Raw genomic sequence first — 19,563 nt, forward strand, 5'->3', positions numbered from 1 at the left:
TCCTTACACCAATATAATAACACCTCTAAGTTAGTTTGTCTATTGAATAAACTAAGTTTTTTTATTTTTTTTCAATCCTCGTCAATTATCTACAATACATGTCTGGAATTTCGCTAAAATCATAGAACTACACGTATGTTAGACACCTGAATAAGCCATAAATCCACCATCAACCGGTACACTTATTCCTGTAACGAATTTACTTGAGTTCTCATCGATTAACCATAATAATGTACCTAATAAGTCATCTGGATCTCCCAGTCTTTTCATAGGAGTGTGTGCTAGAATTTTTTTCGTTCGGTCAGTATAGCTGCCATCCTCGTTTTTCAATAATTTTTCATTTTGTTTCGTTAAGAAAAATCCTGGTGCAATTGCATTTACACGAATACCTGTCTCAGCCATATGGACCGCAAGCCATTTTGTGAAATTCTCAATTCCGGATTTTGCTGCACTATATGCAGGTACCTTTGTCATAGGGCTTGGTGCACTCATTGATGAAATATTGATGATCGTTCCTTTTGTTTCAATCATTCTCTTCGTAAATACTTGAGTCGGAATTAATGTGCCGATAATATTCAGATTAAAAACAGACTGAAAACCTTCTGTCGTAAGGTCAAAGAAAGTCGTAATATCTTTATTTTCTAAATCTGACATCTCAAAGATTTCCTTCGTTGTTACCCCCTTCGGATGATTTCCTCCGGCACCATTTATTAATACATGGTAGTCACCGTATACTTCAAAGATCTTTTGCTCTGCTTTTTTTACACTTTCAATATTAAGTACGTCACACTCGATAGCTAGTGCATCTCCACCAGCTTGAATAATTTCATTCACAACTGCCAAACCTTTTTCGTATGTACGGTTTAAAATAGCGACCTTCATTCCTTGTCGAGCTAATTCAATAGCCATACGACCGCAAAGAACTCCTCCGCCACCTGTAATAACTGCTACTTTACCTTTTAAATCTTCATATATTGGTAACATATTTTCTACTCCTTTTAAAAGTTAAAGTTCATATTATGTAATGTTTAACGCTTACATTTTTAATCATACAAACCATTTTCCAGATTATTCATAATGCATCTCTTTGTTTAACCATTAACCTAAGTATATGTGAACTTTTTCAATTTTCCAATAGAAAAAGTTATAAAATTAAAAAAAGAAAGAAAAAACTATATTAATGATTATATAAGAAAAACAGGTGAGAAGATTCACCTGTTTTTGAAAATTAGAATTAGAATTTAGATTGATAGTTATCAATTTCCCATGAATGTACTGCTGTACGATAGCTATCCCATTCTGCTTTTTTAGCAGATACGTATTCGCCATATACGTGCTCACCTAATGTTTTGCGGCCGATTTCACCATTTTGGAATTCAGCAATTGATTTTTCAAGGCTTCCTGGAAGATTTTCAATTCCAAGTTCTTCGCGACGCTCTTCTGTCATGTGGAAGATATCTTCATTAATAGAAGCTGGAGCTTTTAAGCCTTTTTCAATCCCTTCAAGACCAGCAGATGCGATAATCGCAAATGTTAGGTATGGATTTGCAGATGGATCTGGACAACGAAGCTCAACACGAGTTGCCATACCTTTTTTAGCTGGAATACGAATTAGTGCTGAACGGTTTGATGCAGACCATGCGATATAGCAAGGTGCTTCATATCCAGGAACTAAACGCTTATAAGAGTTTACTAATGGATTTGTTACAGCAACAATGTTTTTCGCATTTTCTACTAAACCTGCGATGAATGAATAAGCTTCATCAGATAATTGTAATTCATCTGCTTCATTATAAAATGCATTTTCCCCATCTTTAAAGAATGACATATTTACGTGCATACCAGAACCGTTGATTCCGAAAACTGGTTTTGGCATAAATGTAGCATGTAAGCCGAATTTTTGGGCAATTGTTTTAACAACCCACTTATAAGTAGTAGATAAATCTGCTGCACCTAAAGCGTCAGCATATTTAAAGTTAATTTCGTGTTGACCTTCAGCAACTTCATGATGAGAAGCTTCGATTGTGAAGCCCATCGCTTTTAATGCTCGGTAAATTTCTAATCGTACACGTTCACCTAAGTCTTTTGGTGATGGCTCAAAATAACCGCCATTATCATCTAATTGTTGAGTTGGGTTTCCGTCTGCATCTGTTTTGAATAAGAAGAACTCTAATTCCGGACCAACTGAGATTGTGTAACCTTTATCAGCTGCACGCTCTACTGTCTTTTTTAAAACATTACGAGTATCACCCTCGAAAAGAGTTCCATCAGGGTTCACAGCTGAACAAAGGAAACGCGCTTCAGAATATCCTTCTTCAACAGACCAAGGTAATACTGCAAATGTTGTAAGATCAGGTTGTAAGTATAGATCTGACTTGTTAATTGGAGAGAAACCTTTTACAGAAGAACCGTCAAACATTTGTTTCCCTGCAACAACATCATCGAATTGCTCTACAGTAACAGTCACGCTTTTTAAAATACCCTCTATATCTACAAATTGTAGATGGATAAGCTCTACACTTTTAGAGCTGATAATTTCTTTAATTTGTGCAAGAATTTCCGTATCATTTTTACCTTTTGAAATAACCGCTTCACTCATGTTAGATAACCTCTCATTTCTACGTCGTTTTTTATAACATGAGTTTATTATATTTAAAGATTGTAAATTTGACAAGTGTTTTTCCGTTAAATTTTCTGTATTTTTATAATATTTTTATAGAAAACGGTTACATCCATCTCACTTTTAGATAGATTGCTACATATATCATTCATTAGCAAATATCTGTAAGAGAAATTAGAGGATTCCACTAATATTTATACAGTGACTTTTATATCTTTGCATTTCACTCAAATTATTAAAGTCATATCTTTTCTGAACAAAAAAAGAACCTCTCAAAACCAAGGTTCTTCTAATCGTTATAATTAATCATCCTGATCATCAAGTTCAAACTCCAGAATCTCTTTTGTTTCAGCATCAATCGTTATTTCCGCTTCTCCTGAGGAAGTTTTAAACTCCATATCATATACGTATCTGCCATCATCTTCATCTAATTCAATTTCATGAAGTTCGCCATCAATTTTTGTTTTTGCTATTTCAATTGCTTCCTTTTCTGTAATTATTGCTTTATTTGATACGTTTTTTGAATTGACATCATCATCATTGTCGTCATCGACTTTTTCATCGACTCTGTTAATTTTAGCTGTTGTTGCATCAATGTATAATTCATAATCCTTTTGATCTTTGTCAATTTCTACTTCATAAACAGGCTGACCGTTCTGATTTTCCAGTTCCACACTTTCAACAACTCCATCAACCTTCTTTAAGGCTGCCTCTTTTGCTTTATCGATCCCTATTGTTTCATTATTTTCTTGTGCGTAGCTGTTATTAATAGCCACTGCACCACCTAATACGACTACCGCTGCTAATGAGATTGTCATCAATTTCTTCATTTCTTTATTCCTCCTTGGTTGTTTTGTTTCTTACATACTTAACTTTAACCAACCTATATGAGAGGAAAGGGAAAGGAAGATTAAAAATTGATGAGAAAACTCTAAGATTTCTTAAGAATCGTCTTCATCATCTTCCTGATCTTCCCAAGTAACGGTAATCGCCTGTTTTTTATAGGCATCTATTTGAATAGTTGCTTCTCGATCATCATCGGTTTCAATTTCAATTAAATAGTAAGGTGTTTGACCGCTACTTTCAATAAAGTCAACATCATCTACTTCGCCGTTAACTTCATCCAAAGCCAAATGTATGGCTTCTTTTTCTGATAAAAGTCTTGAAGAGGTTTTCGTTGAATTTGTAACTTCTCCTGTATAAGGATCGATGGTTAGTGTGTGTTCTTCATTTTCTCTTTGCACAATGGCCTGATAATAAGACGATGACTCAGATTGAATTAGTTCAATTGATTTGAGCGTACCCTGTGATGAAATTTTGGCTTTCACTGCATCTTCCTTTAAAAGATTATCATTATTTTTATCAGGTTTTTGTTCACTATTTTTTTCTTGTTGTGTGATAGAAACAACATCTCCACTCGTTGCATGAATGACAATAAGATATGTTCCTGTTTCTGCTTTCAAGACAAAATGATATTCGTTATCTTTTTTCGTTGTTTCAATAATTTCACCCGTATATTTTTCTAATGCCCTTTCTTTCGCTTCTCCTTCTGTTAAAGCTTGAGCTTCTGATGTCTGACCCCATAGTTGAACTGTAGCAAGAAGAACCACTCCGACAATGGCAATACTTCCTATAGTCATGAACCATTTCTTTCTATTCATATGTCACCTCCATTTTTTATAAGGTTTAGTATAAGATAGAAACATGAGAATTTACTGAGAAGGAAGAACAGGCTTTTCGAGTTCTTTTTCTAAAAGGTTAGTGTTACAGTTGTTCCTATTCCTTCGACACTTTCGACTTGGATGTGAATATTTAAAGCTTCTGCGATTTCCTTGGCCATTGAGAGTCCTAACCCACTTCCTCCTTGCTTTCTGGTTCGAGCTTTATCAACCCGATAAAAACGATCATAAATTTTAGGTAGATCATTTTCAGGAATACCAATCCCTCTGTCTGCAATTCGGATACTTGGCCTCTCCCCGTTTTTCTCTATATAAATAGAAATCTTCTCTTCACTATACTTTCTCGCATTATCTAGAAAAATAAAAAGCAATTGCTTTAACTTCTGGGAATCTGTTACTGTATTAATCACTTCATCGGTATTTACTTCCACTGTTCTGTGATATGCATTTTGAAATATTTTCGATGATTCCTTCACTAGCTCTGTAATATTTACTTCTTTTTTATCGATATTCCATTTTTCATCATGTTTAGCCAATAGAAGGAGCTGTTCGATCATGTCACTCATTCTAACAGCCTCAGAATGAATGGCCTCAATTGACTCATCCATTACTTCAGGACGTTGTTTCCCTCTTCTCTTCATTAAATCTGCATAGCTTTCAATAATCGTTAAAGGAGTTTTCAGTTCATGTGATGCATTTGATACAAATTGCTCCTGCTTTTTGAAGTTCGTTTGCAAAAGATCGATCATTTTGTTGAAGGTAATTCCCATCTCCACAAGCTCATCCCTTGATTTTTCTTCGAGTTGAATTTTTTTGAATTGTCCACTTTCCTGTATATCCTTCATTGTTTCAGTCATTGTTTTGATCGGTCGGGTGATTAAATTGCTTAAGAAATGAGTTGATAAAAGAACAGGAATAACAGAAATAATAGTGGTTGCAACTAAAACAATTCTTAAAACAGATAGAATCTCATTTGTTGTAGTTATGCTTTTTGTTACTTGCAAATTTACAATACTACCATCTGTCCAAATAATTGGACTTGAAGCGAAAGCATATTGGTTATTCTCAAATTGAATGATTTTGCTTTTTTCCCCTGTAAAATATGTTCCTTGCATATTATCTAATGTTTTTTCAGAAGGCGAAGCAATCTTTGCAACTGATTTACCCTCAACTGACAATACATGAATCATTCCATCCACAGGTACATATGCGCGCAGCAATTGGTTAGGATCTACTTGCTTTATTCCTTTACTAACTTCATTTGATATCTTCTCTGTTTCCGCTTTTATTTGTTCCAGCTCTTTTTCAATCATCATGTTGTTAAACACCATAAAAATCGATGTGTTCATTAAAAGAATAAGCAAAATAAATAGAAAGGCAGTATATAAGTTTATTTTATCTCGAAGCTTCATTTTGCTTCCTTTAATACGTAGCCGACTCCACGTACTGTATGAATTAAAGGATAATCAAATGGAAAGTCAATTTTCTTACGTATGTAGCGGATATATACATCAACAACATTTGTATCACCAAAATAGTCATATCCCCAAACCGCTTCTAGTATTTGCTCACGGTTTAGAACCTGCCTTTGGTTTCTCAGAAGAAATAGAAGTAAATCAAATTCCTTAGGTGTTAACTCTATTTCATGTTCACCTCTTAGCACTTCACGTGTTTTTTCATTCACCTTTAATTCTCCGGCAATGAACCATTCATCAAGATCCATTTGTTCATTTTGATGAGCTGGCCTGGAGCTCATTCGCAACACAGCGCGAATTCTCGCAAGTAGTTCCTCCATTTGAAAAGGCTTTGTAATATAATCATTCGCTCCTAAATCCAAGCCTGAAACTTTATCTTCAACAGATCCTTTCGCCGTGAGCAAAATAACAGGAGTATACGGATCTTTCACCCTAATTCGGCGAAGAAGCTCAATTCCGCTTAATCCGGGTAACATCACATCTAATAAAATTAAATCAAAGCTTCCTCTTCGATACGCTTCCAATGCGGTAACTCCATCCATCGCTTTTTCAATTATGTATCCTTCATAGCCTAGCTCCAGTTCAAGCAATCTTACTATTTTCTCTTCATCTTCAACAATTAAAATTGATTCTTTATTCATTAGAACCTCCTTTAATCTTTTCATTTTATCTCTCTTATATCGTTCCTTCCTCATCATATCAAATAGCAGTAGCCATTTTCTATTTTAGAACGTTTAATCATCGGCAAATTTTTATCATTAAAGCACTTCTTTTGACTTTCGATTTAGCAATATGTAAGATAAGAGCGCAAATTACATATTGAAAGGGGCCACAAAAAATGGCGCAATCTTTAAAAGGAAAAGTCGCTCTTGTTACTGGAGCCGGGAAAGGAATTGGACGTGCAACTGCAATTGCCCTTGCTCATGAAGGAGTAAATGTGGGGTTATTAGCACGAACAGAACAAGATTTAGTGGAAGTAGCGAAGGAAATTGAAGCTCTTGGAGTGAAAGCAGCCTATGCTACTGCTGATGTTTCTTCTATAGAAGAAGTAAATGCTGCTGTTGAAAAACTAAAAACTTCTCTAGGTCCAGTCGACATTCTTATCAACAATGCCGGCATCGGGAAATTCGGTAAATTCCTTGAACTTGAACCAGAGGAGTGGAAGAAAATTATCGACATTAACTTAATAGGTGTTTATTATGTTACACGTGCTGTATTACCTCAATTAATTGACAAAAATGGTGGAGATATTATTAACATCTCTTCAACCGCAGGTCAAAAAGGTGCTCCTGTAACGAGTGCTTATAGCGCTTCAAAATTCGGTTTATTAGGACTTACTGAATCGCTTGCCTTGGAAGTTCGCAAACATAATATTCGCGTAACAGCTCTTACACCAAGTACTGTCGCGACTGAGTTAGCTTATAAAGAAAATCTTACAGATGGAAATCCGGAAAAAGTGATGCAGCCGGAAGATCTTGCAGAGTATATGGTTGCACAACTTAAACTGCATCCTAGAATCTTTATTAAATCTGCTGGACTTTGGTCAACAAATCCGTAATGCTTATCCATTAATGGGCTGTCCGATTATTGAAAGGGCAGCCTATATTTTCTACTTTTTTAATCTTCTTAAACATAACTCCATGAAATGAATATTATTCCATATTTGATAAAATCAAGAGTTCGTGTAAAATTAAACATATTATCCATATATTTTTATGTAGAAACTTCATTTATCATTGCTTTTTATTTACATCACACATTGTTTTTCATACTATTAAGGAGGTATGAGTGTTGAAAAAAGCTTTAATTAACATTGATTACACCTATGATTTTGTTGCAGAAGATGGTGCACTTACCTGTGGGAAACCAGGTCAAGATATCGAAAAGGAAATCTCATCTATTACAAAAGAATTTATAGAAAAAGATGCGTTTGTTGTGTTTGCAATTGATCTTCATGAAAAAGAGGATCATTTCCATCCTGAGACAGCATTGTTTCCACCACATAATATCCGTGATACAAAAGGAAGAAATTTATATGGAGAGCTTCAAGATCTCTACAAAAGCAACCAAGAAAAAAGCAATGTTCAATGGATGGATAAAACACGTTATAGTGCTTTTGCGGGAACAAATTTAGAAATAAAATTAAAAGAACGAGGTATCACAGAGCTTCACCTAGTTGGTGTTTGCACAGACATATGTGTTTTACATACTGCTGTGGATGCATACAATAAAGGATTTTCCATTGTCATACATAAAGACGCTGTTGCGAGTTTTAATGAAGCAGGTCATGAGTGGGCTTTGCAACATTTTTCTTCATGCTTAAATGCTAAAGTGATTTAACATCATACTTAAATACATATTTAATGAACATATGGTCCCTCCATTTTTCATTAAATAATGACCACTACGGTCTATGTGAAAAATTGAACGAACTTGGAGGAGAAAAATGAATACACATTACGAAGATGATAGTCTAGCTCTACATACAGACCTTTATCAAATTAATATGGCTGAATCGTATTGGGAAGATTCCATCCATAACCGAAAAGCAGTATTTGAAGTGTTTTTTCGAAAACTGCCTTTTGGAAATGGCTATGGTGTTTTTGCAGGACTTGAAAGAATCATCCAATATCTTGAGAAATTTCAATTCTCAACTAGTGACATTGAATATTTACGTGAAGAATTAGGATATAAAGATGATTTTTTACATTACTTAAGTACCCTCCGATTCACTGGAAATGTTTATTCAGTACAAGAAGGGGAAATGGTATTTGGAAATGAACCTATTATCCGAATTGAAGCCCCTTTAGCCGAGGCACAATTAGTTGAAACAGCCATATTAAATATCGTCAATTATCAGACACTTATTGCGACAAAAGCAGCAAGAATTAAGCAAGTCGTTGGTGATGATACGGTTATGGAATTCGGTACTCGCCGCGCACACGAATTAGATGCTGCTATTTGGGGAACGAGAGCAGCATATATCGGCGGATTCCACGCTACATCTAATGTAAGAGCAGGGAAGCTGTTCAATATTCCTGTTTCCGGTACACATGCTCATGCTTTTGTTCAAGCATACAAAGATGAATATGTCGCTTTTCATAAGTATGCACGCCGTCACAAAGAATGTGTGTTCCTAGTTGATACATATGATACGTTAAAATCCGGTGTTCCAAATGCAATTAAAGTAGCAAAAGAATTAGGAGATAAAATTGAATTTAAAGGAATCCGTCTTGATAGCGGAGATCTTGCTTACTTATCTAAGGAAGCAAGAAAAATGCTCGACCAAGCTGGTTTTCATGATACAAAAATCATTGCTTCAAATGATCTGGATGAATCCACCATTATCAACCTAAAATCACAAGGTGCCAAAATTGACATTTGGGGTATTGGAACAAAACTGATCACTGCTTTTGATCAACCTGCACTCGGAGCTGTCTATAAGCTGGCATCAATCGAAGATGAAAACGGTGAAATGATTGATACGATCAAAATTAGTGGAAATCCTGAAAAAGTATCAACACCAGGGTTAAAAAAGGTTTATCGAATCATTAATACGTTAAACCATAAATCTGAGGGTGACTATATTACTTTAGAGCACGAAGATCCTGAAAGTGAAGAAAAATTAAAAATGTTCCACCCTATTCATACGTTTGTAAGTAAATTCGTTACAAACTTTGAAGCCAAAGAATTACATCATCTTATTTTTGAAAACGGATCACTTGTATATGACTCTCCTACCCTGCAGGATATGCAAAATTACACAAGGGCGAACTTAGAGTTATTATGGGATGAATATAAACGTGCCCTACATCCGGAGGAATACCCGGTTGACTTAAGTCAGGAATGCTGGGAAAACAAAATGAGAAACATCGAAGAAGTAAGAGAAAAAGTATCAGAAATGATCAAAAACAATAGGAAATCCTAAAATAACTTCAATTGGAGGCGTAAAAATGAGTTTACAAAAAAGAATTATGAGTGAACTACATGTAAAAGAAACGATAAATCCAAAGGAAGAAATCAAAGCACGTGTAACGTTTCTAAAAGAATACTTAAAAACAACAGGTGCTAGAGGCTTTGTTCTTGGCATTAGTGGCGGCCAAGACTCTACTTTGGCTGGACGTTTGGCTCAAATAGCAGTTGAAGAATTACGCAGTGAAGGATATCAAGCAACATTTACGGCTGTAAGACTTCCATATGGTGTTCAAAAGGATGAAGATGATGCACAATTAGCCCTTTCATTTATTAATCCAGACAAAAGTGTTGCTTTTGACATATCTAATAGTGTCGATGCATTTGCCAATGACTATGAAAAATCAATGGGCGAACCGCTCTCAGACTTTAACAAAGGTAATGTAAAAGCACGAACAAGAATGATTACTCAATATGCGATTGGCGGCCAGAAAGGCTTGTTAGTTATTGGTACAGATCATGCTGCAGAGGCAGTTACAGGATTTTTCACAAAATATGGTGACGGTGGTGCAGACTTGTTACCACTTACAGGACTAACAAAGCGTCAAGGTAAACGTCTGCTACAAGAATTAGATGCGCCAGAACGCTTATATCTCAAAATACCAACTGCTGATCTACTGGACAACACTCCCCTGCAGGCAGACGAAACAGAGCTTGGTATTACATATGACCAATTAGATGACTTCCTGGAAGGAAAACAAGTCGACGCCGAAGTAGCTGAAAAAATCGAAAAACGCTACCTGATTTCACAACATAAGCGCGAAGTACCGGCCTCTATGTTTGATGAATGGTGGAAAAAATAAACAAGACCATACAAAAATACTCAAGATGCAGTGTCTCTTGAGTATTTTCATTTTAAAAGACAATGTTAGAATGTAAAACAAATAAATTGACGATGTTAAGAAAAGAGCCAATAATGTTTATATGATCCCATCAAGTTACGTCAGGAGAGAACACGATGACAAATATTGAAGAAAAAACATGTAAAGAGTCCCTAGTTATTAAGACAAGTAGAGTATTTCCATTAGATACAAATAACCATAATACATTATTTGGTGGTAAATTAATGAGCTATATCGATGATGTTGCCTCGATTTCAGCAGCCATGCATTCAAGATGTGAGGTTGTAACAGCCTCGACAGACTCTGTTGATTTCTTAATTCCTATCCGCCAAAGTGACTCTGTTAGTTTAAAATCGTATGTATCGTCTGTTGGCCGTTCATCTATGGAGGTTTTTGTTAAAGTAATTGCTGAAGATTTAAAAACAGGTGAACGAAAGCTTGCAGCTACATCCTTTTTAACTTTTGTAGCACTAAATGATCAAGGCAAACCCCAACAAGTTCCAAGAGTCATTCCGGAATCAGATGAAGAAGTAATGCTATTTAATACAGCAAAACAGCGTAGAAACGTCCGAAAAGAACGCCGTGAGCATAGTGAAGCTTTCGCTAATGTAGTGACGTTATAGATGGTAAGTCAAAAAAAATGCATCCAATTGTTGGATGCATTTTAACATGAGAATAATTGAGAATAGTTTGAGAATTGAAAATTAGTTTAAATAATTATTTTACTTCAGCTGGAACAGCTAAACCTAAGCCTTCAGCTATACGAGTTCCGTATTCCGGATCTGCTTTGTAGAAATGTCCAATTTGACGTAATTTAATATCGTCTCTTTCAACTGGTTTCATTGCAGCAACAATATTAGACACTAAGTGTGCGCGTTGCTCTTCAGTCATAAGGCGATATAAGTCACCTGCTTGCGTGTAGTGATCATTATGATCATATGCTACACTTTCAGCTACTCCTGATACCGGATATGCTGCTTGTTTGTTTTCTGGTGTTTCAGTTGGACCACCTAAGCTGTTTGGCTCATAGTATACTGATTTTCCACCATTATCATCAAAGCGCATTTGGCCATCACGTTGGTAGTTCTTCACTTCATTTTTCGCACGGTTAATCGGTAGTGCCTGATGGTTAGCCCCAACACGGTAACGGTGTGCATCATGATAAGCGAACAGACGTCCTTGAAGCATTTTATCTGGTGATACATCAATACCAGGAACTAATGTACCAGGTGAGAATGTTGCTTGCTCAACCTCCGCAAAATAGTTTTCAGGGTTACGATCTAACACCATACGGCCAACTTCAATTAATGGATAATCTTTTTGAGACCAAACTTTTGTAACATCGAATGGATCCCATTTATAAGTATTCGCATCTTCTAAAGGCATAATCTGCACATATAATTTCCATGCAGGGAAATCGCCTTTTTCAATTGCGTTAAATAAGTCTTCTGTATGATAATCTGGATTTTCACCAGCAATTTGTGCTGCCACTTCAGGAGATATGTTTTTAACACCTTGTTCTGTTTTGAAGTGATATTTAATCCACACTCCATCACCTTCTGCATTTGTCCACTTAAACGTATGACTACCAAATCCATGCATATGTCGTAATGTCGCAGGAATTCCACGATCAGACATTAAGATTGTTACTTGATGTAAAGACTCTGGAGATAATGACCAGAAATCCCATACCGCGTTAGGATTTTTTAAGTGTGTTTGTGGATCACGTTTCTGAGTATGAATGAAATCAGGGAATTTAATCGCATCACGAATAAAGAATACCGGCGTATTGTTACCTACGATATCATAGTTCCCTTCTTCAGTATAAAACTTAACCGCAAATCCACGTGGGTCGCGGACTGTATCAGCTGAACCATTTTCACCTGCAACTGTTGAAAAACGAATAAATAATGGTGTACGTTTTCCTACTTCAGAGAAAAGATTTGCTTTCGTGTATTTTGTCACATCATTCGTTACTTCAAAATAACCATGTGCACCTGCGCCTTTCGCATGAACCACACGCTCAGGAACACGTTCTCTGTTAAAATGTGCAAGCTTTTCTAAAAGGTGTACATCTTGCAATAATGTTGGGCCACGATTTCCTGCTGTAATTGAGTTCTGGTTGTCCCCTACTGGAGCACCCCAGCTTGTAGTTAGTCTGTTATTAGTCATTTAAGAATCACCTCATATTTTGTTTGTCTATGAATCTATAATAACATGTCTCAATTAAAAATCAATACTTTTTTATAATAATTATAATTTAATAGTTAAAATTATATTTAATCTATTATTAAAACACGCCTGAAACACTTAACTTCTCTATATTATTTTGATAAGGATTGAAATATGACAACTATAATTTATTCTGTTTATAATCAATTAATATTTATCAATTATCAATTACTTTTACAAATTTATCTAATGTTATGTAGTATTAAGTTTATAACGAATATTTAAGTTTACATAATAATGTTATTGTATTTTTTAAATAGTTATTACAATAAAAATAAAAAACAATTACCTTTCACTCCATAAATACAAGTCTAATTCTTCAAATATTAAAATGTCTGAAAATTCATACCAATCTTTTCAACCTTGTTTAACAACAGAAGATTTAACATTTTTAAATATGGGCATTTGCTGTTGCACTCCCACAATAACCTACATACCTTTATAAAGATTACTTATTTCTTTCTGGTTGGTGATATGAAAGAAATCAATAAGGAGTGTTTGTGAAACATGTATTCATACCCCTATGTTTATAAAAATGAGCCTGTATCAAAATTCTATTATGGAAATCATTTGTCAAATCCTCTCTCTTATATGCTTTACCATAATTCAGATCAACGTCAACCGAACCTTGAGAGGAGGATAACATCGCTTGAGCGTCAATCTGATCGTCAAACTAAAGAGCTAACCAGGCTTAATAATGAAATAAAAAGATTAAATGAAGAAAATCGCAGGATGAACCGTGAAATAACCCGCTTAAATGAACAAGTCAATCGTGTTAATAATAGAGTTGAACAACATACTCGAAGACTAAACCGTCTTAACCAAAGGTTACGTGCAGTAGAAACTAAATTCAGTCTACCTTTCACTCCAGATGATGGTGGCTTCTAAATCTAAAATAAAAGCATTAGTTACAATAGGGTGAATTACACCCTATTTTTTGTTTTCATTAAACATAAGAACACATATTTAAATATCAATTGTAATACAATTACATCATTATTTAATTCTCTTAAAACAACAGCCTCCTCTTATAACACCTTTGGTCTTAGAAGCAGTTCTCTTCACATTTCCTTTTTTTCTATTTATGATTATAGGTTTACTATTATTGTCCTGGCTGCCCTCACTCTTACGATAATTACCCAAAAGTATCCCTCCATAAAATTCTTTTCTATATATTATAAACAGTGTTAATCTTTATGGATTGGACTAATTGACAATTAATATTGATTCAGTAGAACTTCGATTTTCTATTACATAACATTTTGTAACTGGATTTACTTTCTTAAATGAGACAATAATCATTTTCACGTCTTGATATGGATGATTAATTAAATCAAACTTAGAAGGGATAGGGGATGTTTTTGGGTGTGAATGATAGATACCTAGTACAATTTCTCCCTTATGAAATATTTTATTAAATGTTTTTTGAACGCTTTCCTTTCCAACAAAATAACGTTTTTCAGATTTAGATTCATTTTTCAATCTCCATACAGAAGTAACTTCACCATTCACTCCTGAAACTATACCGCATGCTTCATTTGGAAGTTCCGTTTTGCAGTGTTGTATCATTTCTTCAAATACATATCGAGGAAATGTTAAGTTATTTTTTTTCAAGGTCTTTACCTCTATGCACTGAGGGATTTGACTCTTCACGGCCACCCAGTTCTTTTTGTTGTTGGATTTCTTGAATGCTCGAGTCGTTGTTCATATTTGAAGTCGGTTTGAATGTAAGGTTATTTGTATGTTCTGAAGCTACAATTGAGTTTCCTAGCGCTTTATTTTTAGATACATCCTTTGCTTCGTCTTTATATTTGTTCCTCAATTCTATTCTCTTTGGACCTGTAGGTGGTAAAAAACTTGCTTTTTGTGTCTTTTTAGAAACACCATGATAAAAATTTGCAATATCATTGCTAATTAGTTCGGTAACTTTAGGATAAAGATTTTTAGAAGAAATTGAAGTATGAATGATGTTTCTTAATTGTTGGTAGCTATTGGGATGTAGAATTTCTTTCTTATTTCCTTTATTACTATTTATTATTACCTTTAATTCTGACAATTCTTCTTTTATCTGATCAACTGTGGATGAATCCATTAATTGCTTACCAATTTCATTATTAATTACCTCTTTTATACCTCGAATTATCTCATCTTGATCCTTATTTACCAATGTCTCCATACACTTTTGTAAATCAGTGATTGTATGATCCAATTTATTCATTTTCTCAGAAAGAGTTTTAACATTTTCCATCAATTCTTTTGTTTGACTGTTATACTGTTCAACAGCTTTTCTTAATTTTTCTTCTATCTTTAACATTTGTCCTGTTATAGATTGATGCTCAAACTTCATAGATAGGTAGTCATTGGCGACATTTCCTGATTGGGCTGTTTCTAATGTTTGTTTAAAAATAGATAGCTTTTGTTTTAAATTTTCAATACTGTTAATTTTCTCTTCGAATCTATCCAAATTTTTATCCCCCCTTTAGATATAGTCATTTTCCCTTGAGACATTAACACAATTTTACATTTTGATCCTTCTATTAAGAACCAATTTTACTACTATTCATATGCTACAAATGTATAGAAATTATCTTAATTCGGAGGTGTTTGCAATATGCAAGCAAAAAATTTAACAGGAGGACAGGAGCTCCTTTGCATTAACACGACAAAGGTATATGACTGGATTCTAAATGAGGCAACATTTGATTTAACATTTACTGATGAAACTCTTCCTATTGTTGGTGAGGACCCCTTAACATGTGATGAAATTACAGGTCCCGTTACAGTTGAAGTTACACCTGGTCCAGTCGAAGTTCTAAATCGTGAAGATAGAGAATTTGTAATTGATGGAGCGTTAGTCACTCTTCAATTGGTCACAATTCGAAAGAACTTCACTGTAACATTCTTCTTCCCAACTGCAACTGGTACTGAGGTCGCTTCGTTTGATTTCGCACGCTGTGAACAAGTTGTTTTATGTGCACCAGAAGGTACAGACATTGAAGTTACGTATAGTGAATTAGACAGCTTTATTTGCTCATTTGAATGTGATTTTCTTACAGATACATTCGATGCTCTTGTAACAGTCCGTACATGTCAAAGCATTCAGTCAACTTTCCCTGTAACACTTGAGATTGTTGCTGACTTCTGTCAACCTAGAGACATTCTACCAACACCAGCTTGCCCGACACCTACAATGCCGCCACAATGTCCGGTACTATTCCCTGATAATGGTGATGACGGGGAATAATTGTGCATATGGATAGAGAGAGGAGATGATCCTCTCTCTATTTTTACTGAAGGAGTGCCATTCATGAAACAAAACAACTTGTTAAAACTTCAAGAAATGGTGAAGGAACACGAACATAAGACAATAAATTACTTAAATGAAATAAAAAAATTAATTAATGAATCAAGAGAGGATAATAATAATGTTCAATTAATTAGCTATTTTACATATTCGGTAAATATTTCACATCGTTTGGACGATGAGAATTTAATTATCGGTTCATATATTATCCATAACATTGGACAGAAACAAATTACAAACCCTTATATTTGTTTACAATTTAGCCAAAGCCACCCTTTTCAATTGTCAGGCAAAATCATTAGCGCGAAGCAACAAAATTCAAATATAACGGACGGCTGGGAACGGCTAAACAAATCATCAGATAAAGATGTGTACTTTCTAAAGCCCATCAATAAAAATAACATTAATCCTTCTCAAATGATTTCTTTTCAAAACTTCCAACTAAAATGGCTTCCCTCAAAGTCCTATACAGGAAATATATTAGGATTTTCCTATAGCGATGAATTTAAGGAAGGTATACCTGCCATAAATTCTATTAGTATTAGCGGAAATAGTTAATGGAGGGATTTGATGGTGTTTAATGAGGAAAATGAAAAATTGATAGACGAATTAGCTAAAAGCATTGTCCAGGAATTAACCAATCTTAAAAAAAACGACAACAGTTCCATTCATATAGAAGGAAATACCCTATTACTACTTATTCTATACTTATTTAATACTCGTATATCCTCAAAAGATATGAGTACAGCAACTAAAGATATGATTATTTCTGATGAAATTATTGAACAATTTGAGAAGATGATCGATAAGACCGAAGACAAGTTTGAAGAAATTATCAAAATACTTAAGACAAATACCTAAATAGTTCCTTTTGTATTTGAAGTCAAATGGGAGTGATAACAGTGGAAAACACTATGCTTCAGCAAAAGCTTATTCATATGAAATCAGAACTTAGTAGGTATAAAGCACAAGTGGAAGACTATGAAAACAACTATCATTATTCGCAATTAAGAAAACTAAAGCATGCGAATGCGAACCTTCTCGAAGAAAAAAACTCAATATCATTGCAATTAGATATAACTAAGAAAAAAATTGAAGAATTACAAAATAGCTACCAATTGCAAGTGGGTAAAAATAAACAACTAGAATTTGAATATATCCAAACTTCTACAAGATTAAAGAAAGAAATAGAGACATTGATAGAACAAGACGTAGAAAAGAACAAAGAAATCTCTTATTTAATAGAAAATAAATCTAAATTAGAAGCTATAAACAATAAATTAAAAGCAGAGCTATATTCTCTAAAAAATGAAATAGTAAAAAAACAAGAAATAGTAAAAAAACAAGAAATAGTAAATGAAATAGAATTAAAATATACTAATCTACAAAAGGGAAATCAAAAAATCTCACAAGAATTAAGAGAGTATCGTGCGAATTACGAAGAAGCATTATTACAGAATGAAAACATCAATATAGAGAAAACAGAAATCGAACAAAAATTATTAGACTTAACGAATGCTGTGAATAATGAGAAAATGAAGCTAAAAACAGAGATAGAAACAAAAGAAATCTCTATTGAAAAACAAGCTGGAGAAATTAATCAACTTAAGGAACAAATTGACTCAACTAAATTAGATCGTCAACAATATGAGGAGTTAATTAATATAAAAGATAAAGAAATACTTCAAAAGAATAACGAATGTGATTTTCTTAAAAACATCATTACGAAACTAAATGAAGATAAACTCCAGGTGAGAACAAACGGGGAACAATTACAGGAACAAATTTACCAATTAAAAAAAGGAAATGAACAAATACTTCAAACACTAATCGAAACGAATAAAGATAAACATGAACTTAACGATATGAAAACTATCTTACACTCGATTTCAAATGAAATATATGCATTTAAATCTGGCCACTCTAAAATAAATGAGCAGATTGAGAAGGTTCAACAAGATATTGATTCATTTTTACCAAAATTTGAGTTCATTACATCTGCAAACGATGACACGATGGTCTTATTACAAATTGAAAAGCAAATAAAAAACTTAATAAATGAATCGATTGACTATGAGATAAAATTAGACACACAAATTGTAACCCTGGACAATCTTGAAAGAAACGTTCAAGAAGTAACTGAGGAACTAATGAAAATGGAAACAGATAAGAACGAAGATCAACATTTTTAAAAAATTTAATACTACCTTATGTAGTGATGTTTAACCGTACATCTGTATGTTAGAAGATAGCTGTCAGAATTGACAGCTATTTTGATCCTTTTTCTCCAAGAAATTCATTCACACAATTAATAATATTCTCCTGAATTTCTCTCGACATGGTTGGTGAGATCGGTAGAGCTAATATACGTTTAGCTATAGTTTCGGCAAGCGGAAAATCTCCCTCTTTATAATTTAAATAGCTAAATGCTTCTTGGAGATGTAATGGGACAGGATAGTATATAGCTGAAGAGATCCCTTTTTCCAATAAATAAGCGGAAAGTTCATTACGCTCATCTAATTCAATACAATATTGATGAAAAGTATGTTCCCTATTTTCATATATCTTAGGTTTTTTTAAAGACTTATGAATATTTTCTGTATAGTTTTTCGCAATTTCTTTTCTCAAATGCAGAAAAACATCAAAATATTTCAATTTCACTAATAATATAGCTGCCTGTATTTCATCAAGTCTACTATTCATCCCTATTAAGGAATGCAGATATTTTTTATCACTGCCATGGTTACGTAGCATAAACATATTTTTGTAAAGATCTTTATTATTTGTAACAACTAAACCAGCATCTCCAAAAGCTCCTAAGTTTTTTGATGGAAAAAACGAAAAGCAGCCAATATCACCAATAGAACCTACCCTTTTCCCCTGATATTCTGTCCCTATAGCTTGACATGCATCTTCGATTACCTTTATGTGATGTTTCTTCGCTATTTCCATAATTTGTGACATCTTTGCAGAAAGGCCAAATAAGTGAACAACTATAATCGCTTTCGTCTTGGGAGTAATGGCTTTTTCCATTTTGTAAGGATCAATATTATATGTCTCCTCATCTATGTCAGCAAAAACTGGTTTAGCTCCAGCTTGGGCAATGGCTTCAGCTGTTCCAAAGAAAGTGAATGGTGTTGTAATGACTTCATCACCAATACCAATACCTAGTGCTTTCAATGCAATATATAATGCATCTGTACCGTTTGCTACTCCCAGTGCATAAGATACGTTTAAATAGCCTGCTAACTCATGTTCAAGCTTTTTACCCTTTTCTCCTAACACATATGCTCCACTTTCAATTACGTCTGTTACAGATTTTATTATCGACTGACCCATTAAATTAACTTCTTCCTTTAAATCAACCATTGGGATAAAATTTTGTTGGTTTTGTTCTTCCATTATATTACCTCCTTCCATCTTCACTACCTCTCTTAAT

The 19,563-nt window shown here is 34.1% G+C and carries 20 protein-coding genes; 10 read left to right on the forward strand and 10 right to left on the reverse strand.

The features are described 5' to 3' along the window. Positions 1-138 precede the first annotated feature (138 nt). From BK577_RS17475 to BK577_RS17500, 6 genes are all read right to left on the reverse strand, one after another. Complete coding sequence (locus BK577_RS17475; RefSeq protein ID WP_078434139.1) at positions 139-984, reverse strand: SDR family oxidoreductase; 846 nt, start codon at positions 982-984, stop codon at positions 139-141. Between the two features lie 250 nt (positions 985-1,234). Beyond that, positions 1,235-2,599 (reverse strand): type I glutamate--ammonia ligase, encoded by a 1,365-nt coding sequence (glnA, locus tag BK577_RS17480; protein WP_078434140.1) that lies wholly within the window; start codon positions 2,597-2,599, stop codon positions 1,235-1,237. A gap of 323 nt (positions 2,600-2,922) precedes the next feature. Beyond that, positions 2,923-3,450 (reverse strand): PepSY domain-containing protein, encoded by a 528-nt coding sequence (locus BK577_RS17485; RefSeq protein WP_078434141.1) that lies wholly within the window; start codon positions 3,448-3,450, stop codon positions 2,923-2,925. Positions 3,451-3,561: 111 nt separating this feature from the next. Then, positions 3,562-4,281: a PepSY domain-containing protein gene (locus BK577_RS17490; protein ID WP_078434142.1), complete on the reverse strand. Its 720-nt coding sequence runs from the start codon at positions 4,279-4,281 to the stop codon at positions 3,562-3,564. 89 nt (positions 4,282-4,370) lie between these two features. Then, the gene (locus tag BK577_RS17495; RefSeq protein ID WP_078434143.1) at positions 4,371-5,711 is read right to left on the reverse strand and encodes a sensor histidine kinase; all 1,341 of its coding nucleotides are present in this window, start codon (positions 5,709-5,711) and stop codon (positions 4,371-4,373) included. Beyond that, a complete protein-coding gene (locus BK577_RS17500) occupies positions 5,708-6,415 on the reverse strand; it encodes a response regulator transcription factor (RefSeq protein ID WP_078434144.1) in 708 nt (235 codons plus the stop codon). The genes BK577_RS17495 and BK577_RS17500 overlap by 4 nt, the downstream gene beginning before the upstream one ends. 197 nt (positions 6,416-6,612) lie before the next feature. Between BK577_RS17500 and BK577_RS17505 the strand changes: the two genes are divergently transcribed. From BK577_RS17505 to BK577_RS17525, 5 genes are all read left to right on the forward strand, one after another. Continuing rightward, positions 6,613-7,332 carry a 3-ketoacyl-ACP reductase gene (locus tag BK577_RS17505; RefSeq protein ID WP_078434145.1) on the forward strand — a complete coding sequence of 240 codons (720 nt, stop codon included), beginning with the start codon at positions 6,613-6,615 and terminating at the stop codon, positions 7,330-7,332. 233 nt (positions 7,333-7,565) lie between these two features. Then, positions 7,566-8,114 (forward strand): cysteine hydrolase family protein, encoded by a 549-nt coding sequence (locus tag BK577_RS17510; RefSeq protein ID WP_078434146.1) that lies wholly within the window; start codon positions 7,566-7,568, stop codon positions 8,112-8,114. 106 nt (positions 8,115-8,220) lie between these two features. Beyond that, a complete protein-coding gene (locus BK577_RS17515) occupies positions 8,221-9,702 on the forward strand; it encodes a nicotinate phosphoribosyltransferase (protein ID WP_078434147.1) in 1,482 nt (493 codons plus the stop codon). A gap of 25 nt (positions 9,703-9,727) precedes the next feature. Continuing rightward, positions 9,728-10,549: an ammonia-dependent NAD(+) synthetase gene (gene nadE, locus BK577_RS17520; protein WP_078434148.1), complete on the forward strand. Its 822-nt coding sequence runs from the start codon at positions 9,728-9,730 to the stop codon at positions 10,547-10,549. A 155-nt stretch (positions 10,550-10,704) separates the two neighbouring features. Further along, a complete protein-coding gene (locus BK577_RS17525) occupies positions 10,705-11,211 on the forward strand; it encodes an acyl-CoA thioesterase (RefSeq protein ID WP_078434149.1) in 507 nt (168 codons plus the stop codon). A gap of 94 nt (positions 11,212-11,305) precedes the next feature. On the opposite strand, the gene katA is transcribed toward BK577_RS17525, so the two are convergent. Next, positions 11,306-12,760 carry a catalase KatA gene (gene katA / locus BK577_RS17530; protein ID WP_078434150.1) on the reverse strand — a complete coding sequence of 485 codons (1,455 nt, stop codon included), beginning with the start codon at positions 12,758-12,760 and terminating at the stop codon, positions 11,306-11,308. A gap of 567 nt (positions 12,761-13,327) precedes the next feature. Between katA and BK577_RS17535 the strand changes: the two genes are divergently transcribed. Next, positions 13,328-13,708: a coiled-coil domain-containing protein gene (locus BK577_RS17535; protein WP_078434151.1), complete on the forward strand. Its 381-nt coding sequence runs from the start codon at positions 13,328-13,330 to the stop codon at positions 13,706-13,708. A 318-nt stretch (positions 13,709-14,026) separates the two neighbouring features. Here the strand turns inward: BK577_RS17535 and BK577_RS17540 are convergent, their stop codons facing one another. Both BK577_RS17540 and BK577_RS17545 read right to left on the reverse strand, forming a co-directional pair. Beyond that, positions 14,027-14,434, reverse strand: coding sequence for a M67 family metallopeptidase (locus BK577_RS17540; RefSeq protein ID WP_078434152.1), 408 nt, complete (start codon positions 14,432-14,434; stop codon positions 14,027-14,029). Then, entirely contained in the window at positions 14,421-15,284 is an 864-nt protein-coding gene (locus tag BK577_RS17545) for a hypothetical protein (RefSeq protein ID WP_078434153.1), read from the reverse strand. Before BK577_RS17545 ends, BK577_RS17540 begins: the two co-directional genes overlap by 14 nt. Positions 15,285-15,431: 147 nt before the next feature. Between BK577_RS17545 and BK577_RS17550 the strand changes: the two genes are divergently transcribed. From BK577_RS17550 to BK577_RS17565, 4 genes are all read left to right on the forward strand, one after another. Continuing rightward, complete coding sequence (locus BK577_RS17550) at positions 15,432-16,064, forward strand: BMQ_0737 family morphogenetic spore coat protein (protein WP_078434154.1); 633 nt, start codon at positions 15,432-15,434, stop codon at positions 16,062-16,064. A 63-nt stretch (positions 16,065-16,127) separates the two neighbouring features. Beyond that, positions 16,128-16,682, forward strand: a complete 555-nt coding sequence (locus BK577_RS17555; RefSeq protein ID WP_078434155.1) for a hypothetical protein — start codon at positions 16,128-16,130, stop codon at positions 16,680-16,682. A 12-nt stretch (positions 16,683-16,694) separates the two neighbouring features. Next, positions 16,695-16,985 carry a hypothetical protein gene (locus tag BK577_RS17560; protein ID WP_078434156.1) on the forward strand — a complete coding sequence of 97 codons (291 nt, stop codon included), beginning with the start codon at positions 16,695-16,697 and terminating at the stop codon, positions 16,983-16,985. A gap of 41 nt (positions 16,986-17,026) precedes the next feature. Next, positions 17,027-18,316 (forward strand): coiled-coil domain-containing protein, encoded by a 1,290-nt coding sequence (locus tag BK577_RS17565; RefSeq protein WP_078434157.1) that lies wholly within the window; start codon positions 17,027-17,029, stop codon positions 18,314-18,316. 76 nt (positions 18,317-18,392) lie between these two features. On the opposite strand, the gene BK577_RS17570 is transcribed toward BK577_RS17565, so the two are convergent. Further along, a complete protein-coding gene (locus BK577_RS17570) occupies positions 18,393-19,526 on the reverse strand; it encodes a DegT/DnrJ/EryC1/StrS family aminotransferase (RefSeq protein ID WP_078434158.1) in 1,134 nt (377 codons plus the stop codon). Between the last annotated feature and the right edge of the window lie 37 nt (positions 19,527-19,563).

This window comes from Metabacillus halosaccharovorans (assembly GCF_002019635.1).
GTDB classification, from domain to species: Bacteria; Bacillota; Bacilli; order Bacillales; family Bacillaceae; genus Metabacillus; species Metabacillus halosaccharovorans.

Bases quoted from the DNA above. Each gene is read 5' to 3' on its own strand.
- BK577_RS17555 (WP_078434155.1), top strand. From the start codon at position 16,128: ATGAAACAAAACAACTTGTTAAAACTTCAAGAAATGGTGAAGGAACAC.
- nadE (WP_078434148.1), top strand. From the start codon at position 9,728: ATGAGTTTACAAAAAAGAATTATGAGTGAACTACATGTAAAAGAAACG.
- BK577_RS17485 (WP_078434141.1), bottom strand. From the start codon at position 3,450: ATGAAGAAATTGATGACAATCTCATTAGCAGCGGTAGTCGTATTAGGT.
- BK577_RS17550 (WP_078434154.1), top strand. From the start codon at position 15,432: ATGCAAGCAAAAAATTTAACAGGAGGACAGGAGCTCCTTTGCATTAAC.
- BK577_RS17570 (WP_078434158.1), bottom strand. From the start codon at position 19,526: ATGGAAGAACAAAACCAACAAAATTTTATCCCAATGGTTGATTTAAAG.
- BK577_RS17525 (WP_078434149.1), top strand. From the start codon at position 10,705: ATGACAAATATTGAAGAAAAAACATGTAAAGAGTCCCTAGTTATTAAG.
- glnA (WP_078434140.1), bottom strand. From the start codon at position 2,599: ATGAGTGAAGCGGTTATTTCAAAAGGTAAAAATGATACGGAAATTCTT.
- BK577_RS17495 (WP_078434143.1), bottom strand. From the start codon at position 5,711: ATGAAGCTTCGAGATAAAATAAACTTATATACTGCCTTTCTATTTATT.
- BK577_RS17560 (WP_078434156.1), top strand. From the start codon at position 16,695: ATGGTGTTTAATGAGGAAAATGAAAAATTGATAGACGAATTAGCTAAA.
- katA (WP_078434150.1), bottom strand. From the start codon at position 12,760: ATGACTAATAACAGACTAACTACAAGCTGGGGTGCTCCAGTAGGGGAC.
- BK577_RS17535 (WP_078434151.1), top strand. From the start codon at position 13,328: ATGTATTCATACCCCTATGTTTATAAAAATGAGCCTGTATCAAAATTC.
- BK577_RS17505 (WP_078434145.1), top strand. From the start codon at position 6,613: ATGGCGCAATCTTTAAAAGGAAAAGTCGCTCTTGTTACTGGAGCCGGG.
- BK577_RS17490 (WP_078434142.1), bottom strand. From the start codon at position 4,281: ATGAATAGAAAGAAATGGTTCATGACTATAGGAAGTATTGCCATTGTC.
- BK577_RS17515 (WP_078434147.1), top strand. From the start codon at position 8,221: ATGAATACACATTACGAAGATGATAGTCTAGCTCTACATACAGACCTT.
- BK577_RS17500 (WP_078434144.1), bottom strand. From the start codon at position 6,415: ATGAATAAAGAATCAATTTTAATTGTTGAAGATGAAGAGAAAATAGTA.
- BK577_RS17475 (WP_078434139.1), bottom strand. From the start codon at position 984: ATGTTACCAATATATGAAGATTTAAAAGGTAAAGTAGCAGTTATTACA.